The organism is Vibrio cionasavignyae (genome assembly GCF_050337155.1).
GTDB lineage: Bacteria > Pseudomonadota > Gammaproteobacteria > Enterobacterales > Vibrionaceae > Vibrio > Vibrio nomapromontoriensis.
The window spans coordinates 66,601-86,267 of sequence record NZ_JAKJSR010000018.1 but is presented as its reverse complement, the minus strand read 5'-3'; the positions used below and the strand labels follow the sequence as shown (position 1 = coordinate 86,267).

The 19,667-nt window shown below is 42.7% G+C and carries 13 protein-coding genes; 5 read left to right on the top strand and 8 right to left on the bottom strand.

Features of this window, described 5'->3' with window-relative positions; translation table 11 throughout:
- The gene (locus L4D74_RS14645) at positions 1–462 is read right to left on the bottom strand and encodes a hypothetical protein (protein ID WP_428752985.1); all 462 of its coding nucleotides are present in this window, start codon (positions 460–462) and stop codon (positions 1–3) included.
- Between the two features lie 118 nt (positions 463–580).
- Between L4D74_RS14645 and L4D74_RS14640 the strand changes: the two genes are divergently transcribed.
- Positions 581–3,409 carry a hybrid sensor histidine kinase/response regulator gene (locus tag L4D74_RS14640; protein ID WP_428752858.1) on the top strand — a complete coding sequence of 943 codons (2,829 nt, stop codon included), beginning with the start codon at positions 581–583 and terminating at the stop codon, positions 3,407–3,409.
- 87 nt (positions 3,410–3,496) lie between these two features.
- Positions 3,497–4,201: a DUF445 domain-containing protein gene (locus L4D74_RS14635; protein ID WP_428752856.1), complete on the top strand. Its 705-nt coding sequence runs from the start codon at positions 3,497–3,499 to the stop codon at positions 4,199–4,201.
- 518 nt (positions 4,202–4,719) lie between these two features.
- Here L4D74_RS14635 and yegD read toward each other — a convergent pair.
- The 3 genes from yegD to lpdA form a co-directional block, all read right to left on the bottom strand.
- Complete coding sequence (yegD, locus tag L4D74_RS14630) at positions 4,720–6,072, bottom strand: molecular chaperone (protein WP_428752855.1); 1,353 nt, start codon at positions 6,070–6,072, stop codon at positions 4,720–4,722.
- A 331-nt stretch (positions 6,073–6,403) separates the two neighbouring features.
- The gene (locus tag L4D74_RS14625) at positions 6,404–7,147 is read right to left on the bottom strand and encodes an acyl-CoA thioesterase (RefSeq protein WP_428752853.1); all 744 of its coding nucleotides are present in this window, start codon (positions 7,145–7,147) and stop codon (positions 6,404–6,406) included.
- Positions 7,148–7,384: 237 nt separating this feature from the next.
- Positions 7,385–8,797 carry a dihydrolipoyl dehydrogenase gene (gene lpdA, locus L4D74_RS14620; RefSeq protein WP_428752852.1) on the bottom strand — a complete coding sequence of 471 codons (1,413 nt, stop codon included), beginning with the start codon at positions 8,795–8,797 and terminating at the stop codon, positions 7,385–7,387.
- A gap of 192 nt (positions 8,798–8,989) precedes the next feature.
- Between lpdA and L4D74_RS14615 the strand changes: the two genes are divergently transcribed.
- Complete coding sequence (locus L4D74_RS14615) at positions 8,990–9,370, top strand: hypothetical protein (protein WP_428752851.1); 381 nt, start codon at positions 8,990–8,992, stop codon at positions 9,368–9,370.
- A 153-nt stretch (positions 9,371–9,523) separates the two neighbouring features.
- Positions 9,524–9,967: a redox-sensitive transcriptional activator SoxR gene (soxR, locus tag L4D74_RS14610; protein ID WP_428752849.1), complete on the top strand. Its 444-nt coding sequence runs from the start codon at positions 9,524–9,526 to the stop codon at positions 9,965–9,967.
- Here soxR and L4D74_RS14605 read toward each other — a convergent pair.
- The 4 genes from L4D74_RS14605 to L4D74_RS14590 form a co-directional block, all read right to left on the bottom strand.
- Entirely contained in the window at positions 9,964–11,616 is a 1,653-nt protein-coding gene (locus L4D74_RS14605) for a flagellar assembly protein A (protein ID WP_428752848.1), read from the bottom strand. The two genes, soxR and L4D74_RS14605, sit on opposite strands and share 4 nt — an antisense overlap.
- Before the next feature lie 338 nt (positions 11,617–11,954).
- Positions 11,955–14,000: a tRNA(Met) cytidine acetyltransferase TmcA domain-containing protein gene (locus L4D74_RS14600; RefSeq protein ID WP_428752846.1), complete on the bottom strand. Its 2,046-nt coding sequence runs from the start codon at positions 13,998–14,000 to the stop codon at positions 11,955–11,957.
- A gap of 70 nt (positions 14,001–14,070) precedes the next feature.
- The gene (locus L4D74_RS14595) at positions 14,071–15,042 is read right to left on the bottom strand and encodes a ParB/RepB/Spo0J family partition protein (RefSeq protein ID WP_428752844.1); all 972 of its coding nucleotides are present in this window, start codon (positions 15,040–15,042) and stop codon (positions 14,071–14,073) included.
- 6 nt (positions 15,043–15,048) lie between these two features.
- The gene (locus L4D74_RS14590) at positions 15,049–16,266 is read right to left on the bottom strand and encodes a ParA family protein (protein ID WP_265675684.1); all 1,218 of its coding nucleotides are present in this window, start codon (positions 16,264–16,266) and stop codon (positions 15,049–15,051) included.
- Positions 16,267–17,508: 1,242 nt separating this feature from the next.
- On the opposite strand from L4D74_RS14590, the gene L4D74_RS14585 reads away from it, so the two are divergent.
- On the top strand, positions 17,509–19,479 hold the full coding sequence (locus L4D74_RS14585; protein WP_428752843.1) for a replication initiator protein RctB domain-containing protein: 1,971 nt from the start codon (positions 17,509–17,511) through the stop codon (positions 19,477–19,479).
- Positions 19,480–19,667 lie beyond the last annotated feature (188 nt).

Here is a 19,667-nt window from a genome sequence, read left to right as displayed (position 1 = left end):
TTATTTCTCCCCGCTGACAACGTATAGAATTTTAGCATCTTGAGGTAAGGCATCTAATGGCGCATACCCAATTCTATTCGGCTTCTCTTTCAACCAATGAATAAGTGCAGTAACCGAAGCGTCTCCAATTTCTTTTGGCGGTCTTGCTTTGCCAGAAAAAGACAAGCTTGCCCAATAAGCATTCATTTGTGCGATATCTTTACCTAATAGGTATTCGTAAAATTCAGAACGCTCAGAAGAGTTCTCTGGCCAATCCGATATTTCTATACGTTTTCCCTGCAGAGATTTGGCCTTACCGCGGTAAACCATTCTCGCTTTACTGCGAGATAACTCTTCAAAATTTGTATTTAGTGTAAACACCGCATATTCATTAGCAGCAAATGCACGACTGTCCGAAGATAAGCCAATTAGTACAGCCAAGCCCACTACTGCTAAACAGCTGATTAAACACTGTTTAACCATTTTCACAATGTTGTCGGTTTGTTCCATTTCATTACACTCTCACGGATTCCTATCCTAGACTACTCATAGATTAGTTCATTAGTTTATGTGTTCAAGGTTATTATCAAGGATCGGTGAAATGGATTTGTTAAATAAGATGTCGATCAAAGCTCGTATCATTTTACTCGCTGTCTTACCCCTTTTTGTCATCGTTTGTATTTCCATTTGGGAGACATCAAAAACTAATGTTCAACTGCAACAAATGGCGCGACTTAGCGATAAGGTCGCGTTTCTTGGGGCACTTTCTACCGCGCTACATGAAATACATTATTTAAGGCTCAACTCATTACATAATCGATTTTCAGAATCTCATCACCACCTTTCTGTTGATGAAAACAATGACAAAAAAGTTCAAGAATTCACGACCAGCATTCAAACTATGCGCCATGAAATCGATAAAATTTACGCCACCTCTACCCCAACCAATATAACTAATGCATTGGATGAGATTTTGGCCTCATCCAATGAACTGGCTTTAGTTGCAAGTTCTGAAGAATTGCAGGAGTGGAGTGCTTGGAATATTGAACAACTAAAGGGCATAACCAGTAAGATCGAAGGCATCTCGGTCGATACTAGTTCAAGTGCGCTGGAGTCACATTTAAATGCCCTGTTCTTGCTCAATTGGATAAAAATGTGGGCGACGGAAGAGAATTGGCTTATTCATTTCGATTTACACGGCGACCATGATGTCAACTTTTACGACCGACACGAGCAACGTCATACCCTAAATACACTATTTGAGAGGCAGCAATATCTCATAGACCGCTTCATTTCCATCAATGCTGACCCACTACAAATCAATTTGCTGTTAAAAACGTTCGCCGATAACTCTTTTATCGATAGCATTAATTTTAGAGATCGTGTTATGAACTCTGAATTTGACACCCTATCAGAAAACGACAAAGGGCTGGGGGCACGGACTCTTGACCAAAGACTAGTATTAATTAACCAAGTCACCAATCAGATTAATGAGCAATTATCTAACGAAATGGTTAAACGTCTAAGTAACCTAAAACAGCGACTTTGGGTTGGCTTAGTAATCACTTTGATACTCATTGTTACGCTGTTCATCCTCAGCATCAATATTACTCGGCGCATCATTTTCTTTTTGAACAGCACACTCGACACATTTGAGCAGCTCGAGAGCTCTAGTAGCCCTCATATCACCGCCTCTACCACCGGTCACGATGAGTTTAGCCATTTTGGTCAAAAGATGAATACTCTCATTAGAGAACGCCAAGAAAATGAACAGCGGATGATTGCAGCCAAAGAAGAAGCCGAGCGAGCAAACGTAGCAAAAAGCTCTTTTCTCGCCAATATGTCCCATGAGATTCGTACCCCACTTAACGGTATAATTGGCATGTCTGGTATCTTGTCTGATTCTAATCTCAATCCAATTCAGCGAGACTACCTCAATACCATTGAAACCTCTTCTCAAACGCTGCTTATTTTGATTAATGACATTCTGGATATCTCAAAAATTGAATCTGGAAATTTGCTGATCTCCTTGCACCGTTCAAACCTCCGCGAGATCGCTTATGACACGCTTGCGATCGTACTTGCTAAAGCCAATGAAAAAGATCTTGATCTTCATATAGAATTTTCAGCTAACTTCCCTCACATGCTGTTAATTGATGATCATCGATTGCGCCAAATTTTCATGAATCTTATGTCCAACGCCGTCAAATTTACGCAGGCCGGTTTTGTAAAAATGACCATTCACGTCACGCCTATTAAAAATGAAACATGCCGATTAATGATCGCAGTGAGTGATTCTGGCATCGGGATTGACAAAGACAAGCAAGACGCCATTTTTAAGCCTTTTACCCAAGAAGATAGTACCGTCACTCGGCAATTTGGCGGTACGGGTTTAGGACTCGCGATTTCGTCTCAGCTTGTCGAACTCATGGGTGGTAAAATAGCGATAGAGTCAGAAAAAAATCAAGGCAGTACGTTTCATTTTGAGATTGATTCAGCCGTTGTACAACAAGTACCTCCGGCTCAAAACAAGCTACTTGTCCAACAGTTTTGTATTATTAGCAATCAGCAAAATCTGCTGGAGCAATTGACTCTAGAGATGGCACACTTTTCCTTACCAGTTACGCTTCAGTTCACGTCGATTGAACACATGCCGCCTCAAGATCTTGATGGGGCGACCATTATCTACTGTCTATCGAGTGATAGAGATGCCATTGACGATCTCCAGCAAATGGCGATCACCTATCCTGATAGCCCGTTAATTCTTGTGCAGCGTCAATCGGCACCAAAATCAGAATACGAAGCACTGCTATCTGGTCTTATTACTTTCCCATTACTAGGTACACGACTAATAGATACCCTAGTAAATGCTCACACTCAACATGATGCTTTAAGACTGAAACAGCAAGAAACGAGTACAAATCAATCCCACAATGCATTTCAAGTTGATCCTGTCGCTTCCTTACCCAAGGAGCCCGTTCACCTGCCACTTTTTCAAACTGAAGAGACCTCAGTATCACTGCCTATTTTGCTAGTTGAAGATAACCAAGTGAATCAAAAAGTCGCCTCATTATTGTTGAAGAAATCTGGGTATGAGGTCGATGTAGCGAATAATGGTCAAGAGGCTTTAGACTACCTTTGCGATCAAACTAACCAGTATCACACCGTATTGATGGATTGTATGATGCCGATTAAAGATGGCTTTACCGCTTCTGCTGAATTTAGAGCCTATGAACGCCAATACAATATACCTAGAACGCCCATCATCGCCCTGACTGCAAGTGTGCTCGATGAAGACATACGTCGCTGCAGCGAAAGTGGCATGGATGACTATGTTTCCAAACCATTTAATAAATCAGTATTGCTTGAAAAGATTAAAAATATTCGTCAATCCGCCAGTCTTGCATCGCAAGGCTCACTCGAATCTTAACCTAACGGCAAGAAGTTACTGTTTATCGTCGTCATTTTTTCTTAAAATCCCTGCCAACTATCCTAATCGTCTACTTAAGCGAAAATTATGAACAAAAGTATGATTACCAACCTCGTCGCATTGGGGTTACTTGGTGCAGGCTACCAACTCGACAACTCTATTCTTCTCTATGCTGGCCTGTTTGCTTTTTCTGGCGCGGTAACCAACTGGTTAGCGATTCATATGCTATTTGAAAAAATACCGGGTATTTATGGTTCTGGTGTTATCCCGGCACGCTTTGAAGATTTTAAAATCGCGATCAAAAACCTCATGATGGACCAGTTCTTTACAGACAGTAATATTGATAAATTTCTTAAACAGGAAGTGGGAACGGGGCTCTCTCTTGATTTAGAACCCGTTATCGAAAAAGTGGATTTCAACCCAACGTTCGATTCTCTTGTTGACGTCATTGAGCAGTCACAATTCGGAGGTATGTTGGCTATGTTTGGCGGTACGGAGGCTCTACAACCGTTAAAAGCCCCGTTTGTCGAAAAAATGAAAGCAGCAATGGCAGATATCGCTCAAAGTGACTCAGTCAAACAAGCTCTTGTTGAACAATTTGAATCACCTTCAATGATGGACGAAGTGAAAGACAATATTGATTCCATCATTGAACAGAGACTCAATGAGCTAACCCCACAAATCGTCAAAGAGATCGTACAAAACCTAATTAAGCAACATCTAGGCTGGTTGGTAGTTTGGGGAGGAATATTTGGTGGCGTTATCGGTATTATTTCGTCTCTAGTGATGTAACTAGAACCGCTAATTCACTAACGATATTTGCGTATTCTATATAGCAGGCAATAAAAAAAGCCAATCACAACAAATCGTGATTGGCTCATAATACTGTGAACAATAGTCATTCACTAACAACGTCAGTTGGCTAGGTGACCCTCGGCTTAAGAGAGTCGCTTTCATTCTATGCGCATAACGTGACCTATCGCAAGAGTATCAGCACATTTATTCCGGTTATATATTAAACTATTCGAACTGTGTCACATTCCTCTAACTACCGAAAAATCATATAATTACGTCGAATTGACAGCCAGTAACTTTCTCCCCTAGCACGCTGATTCAATTAATACTAAAGAGGTATACCTCTCCATTTTAATATCAGAAAACTCCGACAGTTATTCTTACGATAATTATTACTTTCCTACATTTTGTCCATTTCCCAGACACTATAATAATCTCGTTCTATCCGGCTATTATTACTGGAGAGTGACAGTAAGTGTCGGAAAATATACAAGAAGATTCGCAGACCGACTTCTTTATTTAAAACAAATATCAGCCCATCGCGCTAGACCAGCCGTTACTGAACCAAAATAGTTTCCAGCAACTAAGGGGGTATTCGGCAAAACCTCGTTTACAGCCTGACGCAATACCGAGGATCGCGCAGAACCACCAGTCATAAACACAACGTCAGGCTGTATTCCCGCCTGTTTCACCGCTTCTTGCACCAACGCCTTTATTTTTTGCTTCGGGTTATCAATCGCACTCTCCATCTCATCTCGAGTAATATCAATATCTACCTGTTCAGAAATGAGCTGAATGAAAGCGCGATACTGATCTGCTTCTCCAAGTGCAATCTTAGCCTTTTCTGCTTCTCTAATGACTGCATATCCAAGAGTATCTTGATGCAGCTTCACCAGGCGAGCCACTTTGTCTGACTCTTTTGCTTCTTTCAACAGCATTTTTAGTTCTTTCATGTTTTCCTGGGCATAGAACTTTCTTTGCGCTTGAACATCGTTAATAGCGATTGGGTTCCAGAACTGAGTAACGGGTATATCAAGCCCTGAATGGCGCTTCGTCCCCATACCAAAAGCACTCATCAAGCGGCGAAAGGCGATATAGATATCTAAGTCATTACCACCGACTCGCTGGCCTGTATGAGCGATAAGAGAACCCGTTCTATCTAATTTCCCTGCCCAACTCGGCCCCATTTTAATAAATGAGCAATCCGTTGTTCCACCGCCGATATCAACCACTAAAACATTCTTGTCTTCAGACAGTGTCGACTCATAATCCAATCCAGCCGCTACCGGCTCAAGCTGAAACGCAACATCCTTAAAGCCAGCTCGATTAGCCGCGCGCAATAATATCGCTTCGGCTTGGTCATTGGATGCATCTCCACCACGCCCCAAGAAGTTAACTGGGCGACCAATAACCGTTTGTGTGAGGTCTTGCTGAAGGCTTTCTTCTGCACGATGCTTTACATTAGCCATCATTGCGCAAACCAAGTCTTCAAAAAATGACAGCTGCATATCGCGCAATCCAATGGTTCCTAGGAAAGACTTCGGCGATTTAATGTAATAGACATCTTTGGGATCCTCTAAATAAAGATCCAGTGCTTGCTGCCCAAATAAAACATCTGAAGGGATAACTTCGATTCCTTCGTCTCGATTCATTTGAATAGCACGACGCAGCACAGCATCTCCAACCTCATTTGCAGGACGTATATTTAAACAACGAAACAAATACTCTGATACCGTTTCGGCTGTAGGGGCACAGAGGGTGGATGAGATATAACAGTCATCTCCAACTAAAGGTATTTGCTGTACTGAACCATTGATAATATGGGCAACGGAGCAGTTTGCCGTTCCATAGTCAAAACCGATAGCCATAAATATATACCTCTAAATTATAAAATGGGGAAACACTACACGCGTGGCTTTTAACGTAATGCAAGGGGAGATTTTGAAGGTGAAAATCAGCGAGCAAGGATACCAACCTCTATGTGAACTTCAACACAATAGGGTGAGATTAATATTTCTTTATGTGGACTGTTTTTATAAACGTTAGGAGCGTATCCGATAGTGAGTCGCCTCATACGGACAGCTCAACACTCAATGCCGTTGTCATAGATGAAGGGCTGAGTCATCGCATGTTTACAGTGTAAACTCATGATTAGCCGCTCGTATTATAAATTTGCACGACTGAACGACGGATAAGTAATCAGTCAAATACCGCTATGCTTTGTCGACTGATAGCAACGAGTTGCCCAACATGATTCCACACATTAGCCTCTGCATGAGCATACCCCTGCGCAGCTTGACGAGTATGGGACTGATAAGCAAACCAATCTTCAACGCCAACGGATTGATGAGGATGAATAAATTCGAGATTCCACATCATGGTGCTGGCTGGAGCAGGCTGCGCCATCATCTGCAACACACCTGGCGGCCACGCATCAACCAAGCAGATCAAATGGGCATCGGTTATTTCTTGCGGTGCATGCTTAAAGCGCATCCATCCATAGGAATGTGAGTCCTTACTTGCCGTAAATGGTAGATGACCCCGAGCCAAGGCTAAATCTATATGTGCGGTATAGTTAGGAGCACCTTTTGCAACATCGGGAAAGAGCGATAATTCACTGGGTTCCGGCATTATATGGTTGTCTGAATTCTTAACTGTAATCAGAGAGTCACGATCAACGCCAAAGCATGCCTGTTGAAAGACCACCACTTGGTCATTTTGAATCAGCCTTGCGCAAATCTGCGAGACATTTTTTCCCTCGCGTAGTACTTCGAATTGAAAGTGAAATGGTACATCAACTAACAAAGGACCAACGAAATTGGTGTTGAGCGATCGAAGGGCGCGATCTATTTTTAACTTTGATCGCATGGCGGCGTATAAGATCGCGGCTGAAGCGCCACCAAATACGGTTCTTCCCTGCCCCCAAGAAGTGGGGATCGTCATTGATCCATCATTTAAGGAACACTGAGCCGCGTGTTTTAATAGTTCGTCAAAATGCATACTGCCACCAAATGTTAATGCTTTGTTATTTATGACAGTAACTGGTCTGATTAGGTAGTTCAAATACTATCTTGCTGATATGGCAGCTGCGTCAAAATTTACGTTCAATCATCTATAATTGATATTAGACAGAATCAATACGAAATGAAGGCACAGCGCCAATCATAAATAGCCGATCTACTAACGCTTACGGGGTGGCAACATGTCTGTCATAGTGCCTTCAACAAGTTCTGCGGCAAATGCGAACGTTTCCGATAAGGTTGGATGCGCATGGACCGCATGAGCGATATCCTTCGCTCGACCACCTAACGTCATTGCGATTACTGCTTCATGGATTAACTCACCTGCATTCTCTCCACAAATGCTCGCACCAAGCAATGCGCCAGTCTTCTTATCAAACAGCGCTTTCGTCATGCCGTTAGCGGCACCTACGCTTTGTGCTCGACCGCTCACTAACCAAGGTACTTTACCAATATCGTATTCTACCTCTTGCTCTTTCGCTTCTTTTTCTGTCAAACCAACCCACGCCACTTCAGGGGACGTGTAAGCGACTGAAGGAATTAACGCTGGCTTGGCTGCCATTTTGATTCCAGCGATAGCTTCAGCGGCAACTTTGCCTTCATGTGTGGCTTTATGCGCTAACATTGGGCCCGCCACAATATCGCCGATCGCATAGATCCCTGGTTGTAACGTTTGCATTGTGTCATCGACTGGAATTCGCTGGTCTTCATGCAAGGAGATCTCCAGCACATCTAGATTAATTGCCATCGTGTTAGGACGTCGCCCAACCGCTACCAGCACTGCATCAAACATCTGAGGTTCTAGAGCCTTTTTCCCCTCCATAGTGACAACGACACCGCCATCCTCAACGACCATATCAACGACTTTGGTGCGCGTGAGTATGTCATAACGTTTTTTAATATTTTTCTGCAATGGCTGAATCACATCTTTGTCTGCTGCAGGTATTATTTGCTCCGCGGCTTCCACGATGGTGATTTTAGAACCTAGGGACGCATAGACTTGCGCCATTTCCAAACCAATAATTCCGCCACCGATAATCAATAAGCGCTTCGGTATCGATGTTAAATCAAGAGCATCTGTCGAGTCCCATATTCGTTGATGCTTTGGCATACCAGGTATTTCAACAGGTTTAGAACCTGTGGCAATAATGGCATGGTCGTAGGTCACTACACTCGTGTCGCTTTCTCCCGTCACTTGCAGTGAGTGTTTAGTTTTAAACACACCAATCCCTTTAACCCTTTGTATTCCTCTCGCTTTTGCTAATTTTGCTATCCCGCTCGTCAACGCTTCAACGGTTGCGACCTTGTGCGCTCGCATTGCGTCAATATCTACCTGTATCTCTCCAAATGACACCCCCATGGACTGGGCATGCTGCGCCTCTGTCAACATGGACGTGGCATGAAGAAGCGTTTTAGAGGGAATGCATCCTTCATTAACGCAAACTCCCCCTAAGGTTTCGCTACTCTCAATGAGGCACACCGAAAGCCCTAAGTCCGCCGCTCGAAAAGCCGCGGTATAACCACCAGGGCCTCCCCCCAAAACCGCCACATCCACATGAATAGATTCTGACATCAACTTTCTCCTACCAATACGTTGTAATGACCACGAACTAATTTGTGTCTACTTTCAGCAGTATAAACACTCTAAATGTCTGAGTAGTGTCAATTTTTCCCGTATAGTGACTTCAGATTGGTTCAATATTTTATTTCGACTATTCACCTGATAATATCTTCGCCACTTTGTATTAATTAGACGAGCTCCGTTGTGCCCACACGCTTTAAAACCTCCTTTGTTTCCTTGGCTGTCTCGTCAATTGCGGCATTATCATTAACGGCATGCTCTTCACATCAAATGAATCAGCTTGGTCTGCGATCTTCATCTGTTAATACCTACCCTAATAACATGGACACAATCGAGCTTTGCGAAGTCGCTAACGGTTATCGAGCGACGAACCAAACCACCGTCTCTGTCGACTCTGAAGTATGGCGTAGGCAACTCTCCAATGAGCAATGCGAAAGCATCGTTAAAGAACTGTATATGAGCCGCTTTATACGTTCCCTTTCAAACACCACAGTTACGCCGGGTAAAGAATCCAATACTCCACATCCAACGCCGTTGCCAGCCGAGCCGGTGAAACCCAAATAATGGCGCACCCTTCACGCTACAGGCCCTATCCACATAACAGCTGTCTGCATGCATGCACAAAAATAGACGTCAATTCATCTGATCCGTTTCTTTCATCCACTCTCACCACGTATACTAGTTATTGACAGTCACAACTATGGAAAGGAAGCGATAATGGAATTATCGGTAGGTCAAGTCGCGAAGCGTGCAGATATTGCCGTTTCTGCGATTCATTTTTATGAACAAAAAGGGCTAATAGCCTGCCACAGAAATGCAGGGAACCAACGCCGTTATGATGGATCAGTATTAAGGCGTATTGCCGTCATTAAAACCGGTCAACAGCTGGGAATGACACTGGAAGAAATAAAACAGGCAATGAGTTCGCTTCCCATCCATCGCGCTCCCACCCAAAATGAGTGGCAGAATATGGCGATGGAGTGGCAACAAAGCTTAGATGCAAAAATTTCATTAATGTCTAGATTGAGAGATGAATTGGGAGAATGCATCGGGTGTGGCTGCTTGTCGTTGACTAAATGTAAGTTACGTAACCCTGAAGACGAGCTCGCGAGTCAGGGTGCAGGCCCCGTCCTTTGGACGAAATCTAAAACCTCAAACTAGACCGCTAAATCCTCTTCTTTCAGCTTTGGTACAAAATGCATGACATTGTTTTTTAGATGAAAAATAGCCGGTCCGTGAGTATTTTTCGTTGTCACCTTTTCGCCGCCGATGGCAACGGTGACACGAGTATGAGTTTGCACTAACGACTCTGCGGTATTAATTTCTAACTTTGCAAACAACTCTTCTTCGAGCGCCGCCTTTTTAGCGTTTAGACTATCAATCGCATCAGTATTGGTACTATTTAAATCGGCAAGCTCTTGATTCTGCTCTTCTGTACGCGTGGATTTTGGGATTTTCTTTAATTCGATTTCTCGACGAATCGCCGCCATCTTAGCCTCTTGTAGCGCGGTATATTCATCTTGTAACGTTTCAATTTTTTCAACATACACCTTGTGATTAGAGAAGGCTTCAATATATGTTGCCGTGTCACCTTCAACACCGAGGTGATTGCAAACCACCTTCCCACCCACTAGTGCCTGCCCGCCACTCAACGTGCCCTGCTTTTTATTGTTGCCTTGCACCAATAAATCACCAACGCAACGTAAGTCATTATTGAGACTATGAACAGCCAATTTTATATCGCCTTTTGCGGTCAACTCAGAAAACTGTGCATAATTGGCCACAATGTCGCCTCCTGATTGGATAACACACGTTTTATCATCACCATCATCGACGTTGTGGCCAATGATACCTTTTGAAACAATAACATCACCTTTTGCTTCAAGCTTTGCTGATTCAACAAAACCACCAACAGTAATCGAGCCCGAGGCCACAATTTCCATTTGCGCTTCAACATTGCCAGAGATAACCACACTACCTTCAAAGCGAATATGACCCGTGGAAATATCTACCTTTGATAGACAAAGTGCTTCATCAACATCAACGCCATTCGCCTTGAGAATCGGCATCCCGGAAATAGTAGAGATGAGTATGTTGGGGTCTTCTTTTGAAATAGCGGTACCTTTACCCACCTTCAGCAAGGTATCTTTGACTGTTCTAGGAGGAATGATACTACCCGTTACGGTATAGCCATTTTGTCCCGATATGGCAGGAATGCGCCTCATCAGCTTTTCCCCCTCTCCCACTGTCACCATTTCACCAAGATCGCGCATATCAACCTTATCAGATTCGCCTAGGCGTTGAGGTTTCAATACACGAGATTTAGGATCGAGAATAAGTGGGATGAACTGACTGTCTTTACCTTCAACAGGTCGCTTGCCAACAGCGACGGGTTGAACGTAGGTTTTACCAGCCTCTAATTGGCGACTAAGCAATAAGACTTTCTTTAGCGCTAGTTTATTAATTCCCTTTAGCACTTTTGCATCAGCAAGCGTTTTTATGACTTCCGCTCCGGTCAGCGGTTCACCACCATAGGCGCCTTCTACTGTCATGCTCGCCAACATATCTTGCTCACTTAACGTGACAGATACCGAAGCATCTTTTATATAGGCAAGTTTGACGCCATGAAAAGCCTCTCGTTTTGCTTGTTGTGCAAAGGCGATAAATTGATTAACTGATGCTTCATCAATATAGAGCGACTTTACGTCAAGTTCGGACAGCGCATTTTCAAGTAGAAGCTTTTCCAAACTCAGCCCCTGTTCGTATTCTTGCGGCAATACAGCCACGACCTCTTGTTTGTTACTAGACAATTGGAGAACACTTTTCCACATGACAGGTATAACTTCCTTATTAACCGCCTACGCTTTTCAAACAAAGTGTGATCGCGCTTCAACGAATATAGTTTTATCTTAGTTCAGTCTCAATCTTGAGACTATAAAAACTTCCTAAAACTCGATCTGCGGTCACGTTGTGTCAGTTGATTTTTACAAGCCGTCGTTTAGTTAAATCAAGGTCTATAATCAATACATTGAACTGGAATTCTAAGGACGGTTATAATTTACAGTGTAAAACTGGATAACGCAGGCCAATTTACACTGTAAACATCATAGTTCTGTTTTACAGTGTAAATTGTAGCGATAATCAGAATCTAGGATTTACACTGTAAACATTGAATATAGTGCTGAATATCTTTCCTTAACTCGGCTTCGGCTTGCTTTCTACCCGCGTAGTTAAGATGCAAACAACACTCTTTCCATGTCCAGTGTAATAGCCCGACACCAATTAACAGCAAGCTATCCACCTGAATGTGACGACTAGCCAAGGTACGCAAAAATTCTGGTAAAGCCCAGCGACAAGTTTCAAGAGCGTTCCCCCCTCTTGCGTACAAGTCTAGCAACTTTGGTACAGACGCCTCTGAATGTGACTGACAACTTTCACTGAACAGCGCCCATGCTAACTTCGGTTCAAGTTCTCGATTCGCCCCCACCAGTTGAGATGGGATCGTCATTCTAAAAGTATCACGAGCCTGCTTTACCCACACATCAGAAACAGGAAGCATTGGGCGCACCAACCCAATGCTGTATGTGCCGCTAGATTGGTCTTTGGAGGCGCCAAGTCTCACGGGCAAATAATCACTGTCGAGCCAGAAATCCAATAAAGGAAGTGTTAGCCCAAACGATGTTGCAAGATAATCTACAGGTCTGGGGATATTATTTGCGTAACGAGATAACAGTTCTCGACCAATACCTTTAGAGTGAAGCATTGGGTGAACAGCGATTCGCATGATGCGTGCACATCGTTGTGTCCCAGGTTCGGAAAGCCCTAAATGGTTACTCAAATCACTCGGTATCAAATGTCCTTTGGGGCGTGACAGCCCAAGCATGATCGAATCTACGGTTTCAATTGATAGTGCACCTTCGTAATGAACAAGCATACTCGCGACAACGCGCTGCTCAATCGTGATGATATGCAGCTCAACATTATCGTCCTGAAGAAGTAACATAAGATCGTTAGGCGACGTTTGATAATGAGCGTTAACTAATAGTGCAAATGCCTGTGGTAATAAAGGGCTTTGCCTTAATTGGTCTTTACTCGTAAACGTAGTCATCGATAAGCTCGAATGTTCGATCTGCTTGTCGAGTAACGCTGAATCTACGTCGGCTAGCTCACAGTCAAGCATAAATGTGGACGCACACCACGCCTCTAAAGGGTCGTTCATTGCCCATCGTATCGGTTGATCCATTTGGTAAACCTGAGTTCCAGGTCTAGCATCCAAAAGCCAAGGCACAAATTTAAGGCTAAAACCTCTTCCACAACCTTCATAGCCATGAATTGTGGTCGTCAGTACGACACGATGATAGTTTCCAATAATCGATTTGAGCATAGACACAGGTATTGCTGCGGCTTCATCAACAAAAAGTAAATCACACTTCGGTCGCTTTTCTAGTAATTCATCTGGCGCAACAAACATAAGTGAAGAACCTTGATGCCAGTGCGATACGCCAGCATGTTCAAAAATAGGTACAACTGCTTGTTTGCTTGGTGCGACAACGATAATTGTCAGCGGTGCTTTTTCCAAAAGTCGTTTGGCCGCCAATCCCAACGCGCTGCTTTTCCCGCGACCACGGTTAGCCGTTAGAACCAATGGTCTTTTTCTATGTCCTCTTAACACTTTTTCTATAAGCGTTATGGCATGGCATTGCTGCTCATAACACACTTCACCTTCGGTAATACTTAACGCCTGCGTGTTGCTTAGCCACTGGTTAGTATTACAAACACTCTCCTGCCCTTCAGGCAAGATAGGAAGACATGAAAGATAGGACTGAAGCCAAGGGGCGAGCCCTGAGATAGTACGACAAACTAAAATTAAACACCCACCACCCACTAAGCTGCCAACGGCGGCGTTAAAGCTGTTTGCATCGAACCCATCATCCAATGAGACGACAATAGAGCGACTTTCGACACCTAGAAGCTGGCGGCCTTGTTTGGAGGAATAATAGTGAGTACCGAAGAAAGCGTCGCCACCTAATTGGCAAACCGGCAAGTTCTCGGCATCGACCATAAATTCAGAAATAAAGGATTGAACCCAGTCCGAGTTTCCCTCGAGTAGGAATACGCCACGAGTAAAATGTTTTTTTGCGGCATAAAGGATAGGCTTGATGGATTGATATTGCTTAGAGGTTATATGTGACATAGCGTTGTACAGTAAAAAAGGCTACGTCTATATTAGCATAAAAAAATACCCCGCTTCTGCGGGGTATCTGTTATTGAATTTTGGATTTAATGAACGCCAATATCTCGTCCATTGTTTGGTCATCAACCTTCTTCAAATTAAGCGCTAGGTTAGGTCCTTTGCGGGTATAACTCGCTCGCCCTTTAACTAACTCTGTCTTGGTCACTTTGGTGCGCTTTGGTGGCACAAGCTCGTGCATCCAAGTCTCTAGGGTTTCTGACACTTCTTTAGTGATTCGGGCAACACCATGAGCGCTGCTTTGCTGCCAGATAAAACCATCCGTTTCGCCACAACGAGCAATCAGTTTAAACTGGTTATCATCGCCAAGCTCATTAAACTGCTTATGCAGCTTAACAATGGTTGGTCGCCCTAAATCACTAACATTAGGGTAAGCTTGAAGCAACTCTAGAGGTAAATCGGCGGCCTTAAGCGCACCACTGACTAACGCCTCACTACATTGAAACATTTTTGCCAATGCTTTTTGGTCTTCTGCTTCGCCACTGTCGAGCTTAGCTAACATTTCTTTGCCCTTCTCGTATAGCGACAGCGGTTTATGGGCATTCGCTACATCCGATAAGAACTTAGCATGATCAGCATTAATATTGTTAGCGACATAAATCAAGAATTCCTGATTAGCGATAATACAAGACATTCGACGACGGCTACCGTCGAGGACTTCAATACTACCATCCTCTTGTCGACGTCCAACTGCCGGATATTGCTGCCCTTTGTCACGTAATGTCGCCAGTACATCCGACAACGCGTGCTCATTTAGAAATGATTGTTCACGAGCGTTTTCTTGGAAAACAAAGGTTGTTTTTTCAATTTGATCGGCTGGGATACGAATTAATTCAAATGACACAAGATCTTCACCAGCAACTGCGAGTTCGATAACTTGTGCTTGTTCTTTCGCAGCGCTTTGCGCCTCTTGAGGCGTAGAAGCGCGTCGTTTATTGGCTTTTCCAAATAGTTTTGCATTCAGATCAGAAGTTTTAATTGCCATCTTCTATTACCCTTGGTTCAATGATGCCCAGTTGCTATGTAACACTCTTTCTAATTCTAGTGCACTTTTCTGCACCGCATCTTGCGCGGTAGCCAATGTTTTTTTACCGCCTTCAAAATCACCGGCAGTGAGGTCAAAAACCGTACTGTAAGTATCGGCACAAGTTTCAAATGCTCGGCTGCGTGGAATCGTCGCCATCATAACCTGATCGCCAAGCAAGTAGTTCATTTCAGTTAAAACCGATACTTGTTTCTTATTATCGTCTTCAAAAATAGTTGGCATCAGACGGACAAATTCAAGCCCTTTCCAATCGTCAGGGAACATCTCATATACTGTTGGAAGGTGCTGGAAAAAGTTAACTGTCGACGCCCAGTCTAGACGTTTTGCCGCACATGGAATAAGTAACGCATTAGAAGCGTACATTGCATTCCAAACTAATGGGTCAACGTGAGGACCTGTATCTATCATTATGATGTCAAAGTCTTCAGCAATCTTATCTGTTAGTTGCTCTTTTAGCAGCTTAACGATATCAAGAGACTGATTCTGTGACAGGTTTTGCCATGCTTCTGCGTTAAACATCGCATCTTCAGGAAACGCTGAAATAGTTTTCAGATTAGGATATTGCGTCGGTAGCAAAACATTACGACGCAGGAACTCTAAATCGATTTCCGTCCCTTCAGGGACATTTTCCAACATAACATCCACTGCTGAGTAAATATTATCATGATCTGAAGAGCTAATTTGAGGATTCAAGAACAGTCGTAATGAACCTTGTGGATCTAAATCTATCAAGCAAATGCGATAACGCTTTTCTAAGTTCAGTGCTAGACACGCAGCCAAATGAACCGCACTCATCGACTTCCCTGTCCCACCTTTTTGGTTCTGTACGTTAATAATCCAAGGTTTATTATCTTGATTATTTTTTCGCTGATGGAATTTAGGTACCGCTGCAGCGTCCATCAACATATGGGCTTCTTGCAGCGAGATTGAATAATGATTGGCATTATTCTTAGTAAATTGATGGCCGTCAGCTTCTAACTTACTAATCGCATCATCAAGTTTGCGACGCGTTAAGCCTGAGCGCGTCTCCATCATAGCCTTAGACATAGGAGGAAAATGTTCTTCACTTCGTTCTTCTAATACTATTTCAATACGATCGGCTTGCACCTGCTGAGTGAGCTCTGCGAGGCGACAAAGATTATCTATAGTTTGTTCTCTTTTCATACCTAAGTTCCAGTCAAGTAACCTAATCAAATAACGTACAGCATTATCGTACATTCTCACAAAAAAGCTGTCCATACATTTAATGAGTATAATTGCACTTATTTTGACAATGTATTGTCAATTTGTGATTAATGACGATTAATTGAACAAAAATAGTCACCAACTAGCTGATGGAATATGTAAACTTTTAAAGTGTTACGGCGTCACTCATTTACAATGTAAACAAGAATATGTCCGGAACGATTATGATTGAGCGCTAAATTACGGCGGCTGACATTTTGAGTTAGAAACGACAGAATTAACTCTACAATATCCCATTTTCTAAAATTACGTTCAATCCTATAGAAAAAACCAAATCAAGTCAGTCTTGCTTGGGGCTACAGAACAATGAATGAAGAGGCGGCAACAACAGAATGGAAACATGATCAAGGTAGATAGTTTATTTGGACACAACAAAACGAATTGTTCTGAAGCATGATCAAGGGACAAGCCACCGATTCAGCTAATCTAACTGAATGTCGAATAAGATCGAAAACAAGGAAGAATGATCAAGTGTTCAAAGACACGGAAGCATGATATTTTTATAACAAACTACGGTAGATGCTAGGTGGAATAAGGGATATAAGCAATCAGCGTCTATTATTAACAATATTGAAATACAAAAGAAGCATTCTGTATCACTTGATCATGGTTCCCAAAATGAGCTGATGCCTCATAATATCGCGAACACGGCTAAATTGAGTACTCGAAAATCACGTAGAGGATACTATTGATGAAAAACCATACAAAAAATGGCTGTTATCCCTCATCTTGATCATGCTTCCGTTAGTAAACCAATGAATCAGTAGGATAAATCGAAAATTTTTAGATATGAAAATGAATAACCTGTGGGTAAGTTAATTTTGTCACTTGATCATTGTTCCTCATAAGAGTTGATCATCTTTTCGCTCAGTACATGATCATCGTTTCTTTTCCTATTGATCATGCTTTCTATATTTAATGATCATAGTTTCGGGGGGGACATGATCATGCGTCCAAGCAGCTCTAAAAATAACACAATACAATCAACGCCTTACAGGCTAATTTCGGCCCAGATCATTAGATCACTTAATCATATTAGATCAGTATTAACAGATAGATCATAAAAACAGATCGATAAAAATAATCCTTTATTTATGATCTGTTTTTCTTTATTCTTTGGAACAATATCGGAATTACGGATAGTGTGATATAGATCTAATCATGAGTGATAATAATAAAATACTGATCAAGCTCCCAAGAGATCATAAAGGGGGACACCTCTTCGAAATTACTGAAGCATCCGTAGATTGGATTGAGCAATACCAGCACTTCAAGGGAGTAACAAAAAGTATCCTTGAGCTGCTTAATCTCATTTCTTTACGTGGATTCAGTTCAAAAGATGGTTACGTATCAACAACCGAACTTATTATCGCGACCGACGGCAAACTTACACGAGCCGCCATACAACAGCGACTTCGCGCGGCCGTTAATATTGGTTTGTTTTCTCAACTCCCGGTTAAATTCGAAGAAGGTTTAGCGGGGAAAACAATGTTACATCGGTTTATCAACCCAAACCAACTCGTCTCAGTACTAGGCGCCACTAGCCTAATCACAGAATCCGTTAAGCAATCAGAAAAGCAAAAGAAATCTAAAGCGCTGGCTCAGACTCAAGTTAATAAACGTTTGTTAAATGAACATGGGTTATACACGCCACCAGCAATGCGTGATGAGGCCGATCAATTCATTGTTTCGCCGACAAATTGGGCCGGTATCATTGATCAAGCGCTAGCTCCACCGAGAACGAGGAAAAGCTACCAAAAATCGATGGTATCGATCTCTGGCACTCGAGCGGTAATTGAAACACGATCTTCTAAAAATATTATGACCGTCGATGATCTGATGACACTGTTTGCGTTATTTACGCTTACCGTTCAATACCATGATCATCATCATGAAGAATATCAGCTTGATGCCAAGCATGTTCCAAACAAGACACCACTCTATATTACTGACATCTTGTCATTGAGAGGCAAAAAAGACAGCGGCCCTGCTCGTGATTCTATTCGTGACAGTATCGATCGCATCGAATTTACTGACTTTCAGCTTCACGAACTAACAGGGCGCTGGCTAAGCGAAAATATGCCAGAAGGGTTTAAAAGTGATCGTTTCCGCTTTATCGCCAGAACAATTACCGCTTCTGAAGAAGCGCCTCGTGAAGGGGCTGACGGCGAAATTAAAATCAAACCGAACTTGTACATTTTGGTTTGGGAACCGTCATTTTATGAAGAACTATTGACTCGAGATTACTTTTTCCTATTTCCACCGGAAATCTTGAAACAACATACCTTAGTGTTCCAACTTTATTCGTATTTCCGAAGTCGTATGGCACGTCGTCATACGGATTCGTTATTGCTTTCCGAGTTGAATCAAAAGTTAGCTCGCAACATTGAGTGGCGACGCTTTTCTATGGATCTTCTTCGAGAATTAAGACGATTAGGAGAAGATCCTCAATCTGATAACGAGTTTGACGTGAATCTATGGGGTTATCACCTGACATTAACCTGTTTGGATCCTTTAGCTAAATTGCCAGATTTTCAGGTCGATATTCGCTGCGACGTGGAAGAGGTATTGCGTTACTCTCGAGCTCGTACGACAAACGCTGGTAAACGTAATATGGCACCAACGTTGCCTAACCCTTTGCGACATGAATTAGTGAGCCGAAAGCAGCTTGATGAGCTTTCATCCATTATTGATGGTGAGTTTGAACCTATTCAACGTAAAGCACCATCGCCGAAAGGGAATTTAGGTCGACGAGTTAAGCAGCGTAAGCATCTTGTCGAGATCAATGCTGATGAGATTACCATCGTATTATCTAAATATACCTCACCAGAGGCTCTAGAACGCAGTATAACGGCGTTGTCTGCAATGACTGGACATTCACTGGCTTCAATCAAACAAGAGTGCTATGAGCTCATGGAGAAGCTTGATTGGCTACGTGTCGACAATAACGTGATTCCGTATGAAACCTTGAGCCGAGTGGTAGAGTTATATAATTCTCGGCAAGAGAATAAACATTTGTCGATAGAACGTTTAATCTCGGCATTAGCGGTGCGAAAAAAAGTATGTAAAAGTGTCTACCAAGGCCAAGTTGATGAAGCGGTTTTTCGGGTTTTGGATGAAGTCTCAATCTAGGTGCCTGTTGACGGGAAAAATTGTTGAGATACAGACATAACGCTGACAAAGCATTGACAATGTTAAACGATAAGATGGTTATTATTTATTCCGAATAGACAACCTTTTGTCCTCTCTATCTAAACATGTAGATTGGCTCATATTGTTACATTCATTCTGATATATTTTTGGCGAGTTCTTTTGAACTC

Excerpts from the sequence above, each read along its gene's own strand:
- L4D74_RS14635 (WP_428752856.1), top strand. The coding sequence starts at position 3,497 with ATGAACAAAAGTATGATTACCAACCTCGTCGCATTGGGGTTACTTGGT.
- L4D74_RS14625 (WP_428752853.1), bottom strand. The coding sequence starts at position 7,147 with ATGACGATCCCCACTTCTTGGGGGCAGGGAAGAACCGTATTTGGTGGC.
- L4D74_RS14585 (WP_428752843.1), top strand. The coding sequence starts at position 17,509 with ATGAGTGATAATAATAAAATACTGATCAAGCTCCCAAGAGATCATAAA.
- soxR (WP_428752849.1), top strand. The coding sequence starts at position 9,524 with ATGGAATTATCGGTAGGTCAAGTCGCGAAGCGTGCAGATATTGCCGTT.
- L4D74_RS14595 (WP_428752844.1), bottom strand. The coding sequence starts at position 15,042 with ATGGCAATTAAAACTTCTGATCTGAATGCAAAACTATTTGGAAAAGCC.
- L4D74_RS14600 (WP_428752846.1), bottom strand. The coding sequence starts at position 14,000 with ATGTCACATATAACCTCTAAGCAATATCAATCCATCAAGCCTATCCTT.
- L4D74_RS14590 (WP_265675684.1), bottom strand. The coding sequence starts at position 16,266 with ATGAAAAGAGAACAAACTATAGATAATCTTTGTCGCCTCGCAGAGCTC.
- L4D74_RS14640 (WP_428752858.1), top strand. The coding sequence starts at position 581 with ATGGATTTGTTAAATAAGATGTCGATCAAAGCTCGTATCATTTTACTC.
- yegD (WP_428752855.1), bottom strand. The coding sequence starts at position 6,072 with ATGGCTATCGGTTTTGACTATGGAACGGCAAACTGCTCCGTTGCCCAT.
- L4D74_RS14645 (WP_428752985.1), bottom strand. The coding sequence starts at position 462 with ATGGTTAAACAGTGTTTAATCAGCTGTTTAGCAGTAGTGGGCTTGGCT.
- lpdA (WP_428752852.1), bottom strand. The coding sequence starts at position 8,797 with ATGTCAGAATCTATTCATGTGGATGTGGCGGTTTTGGGGGGAGGCCCT.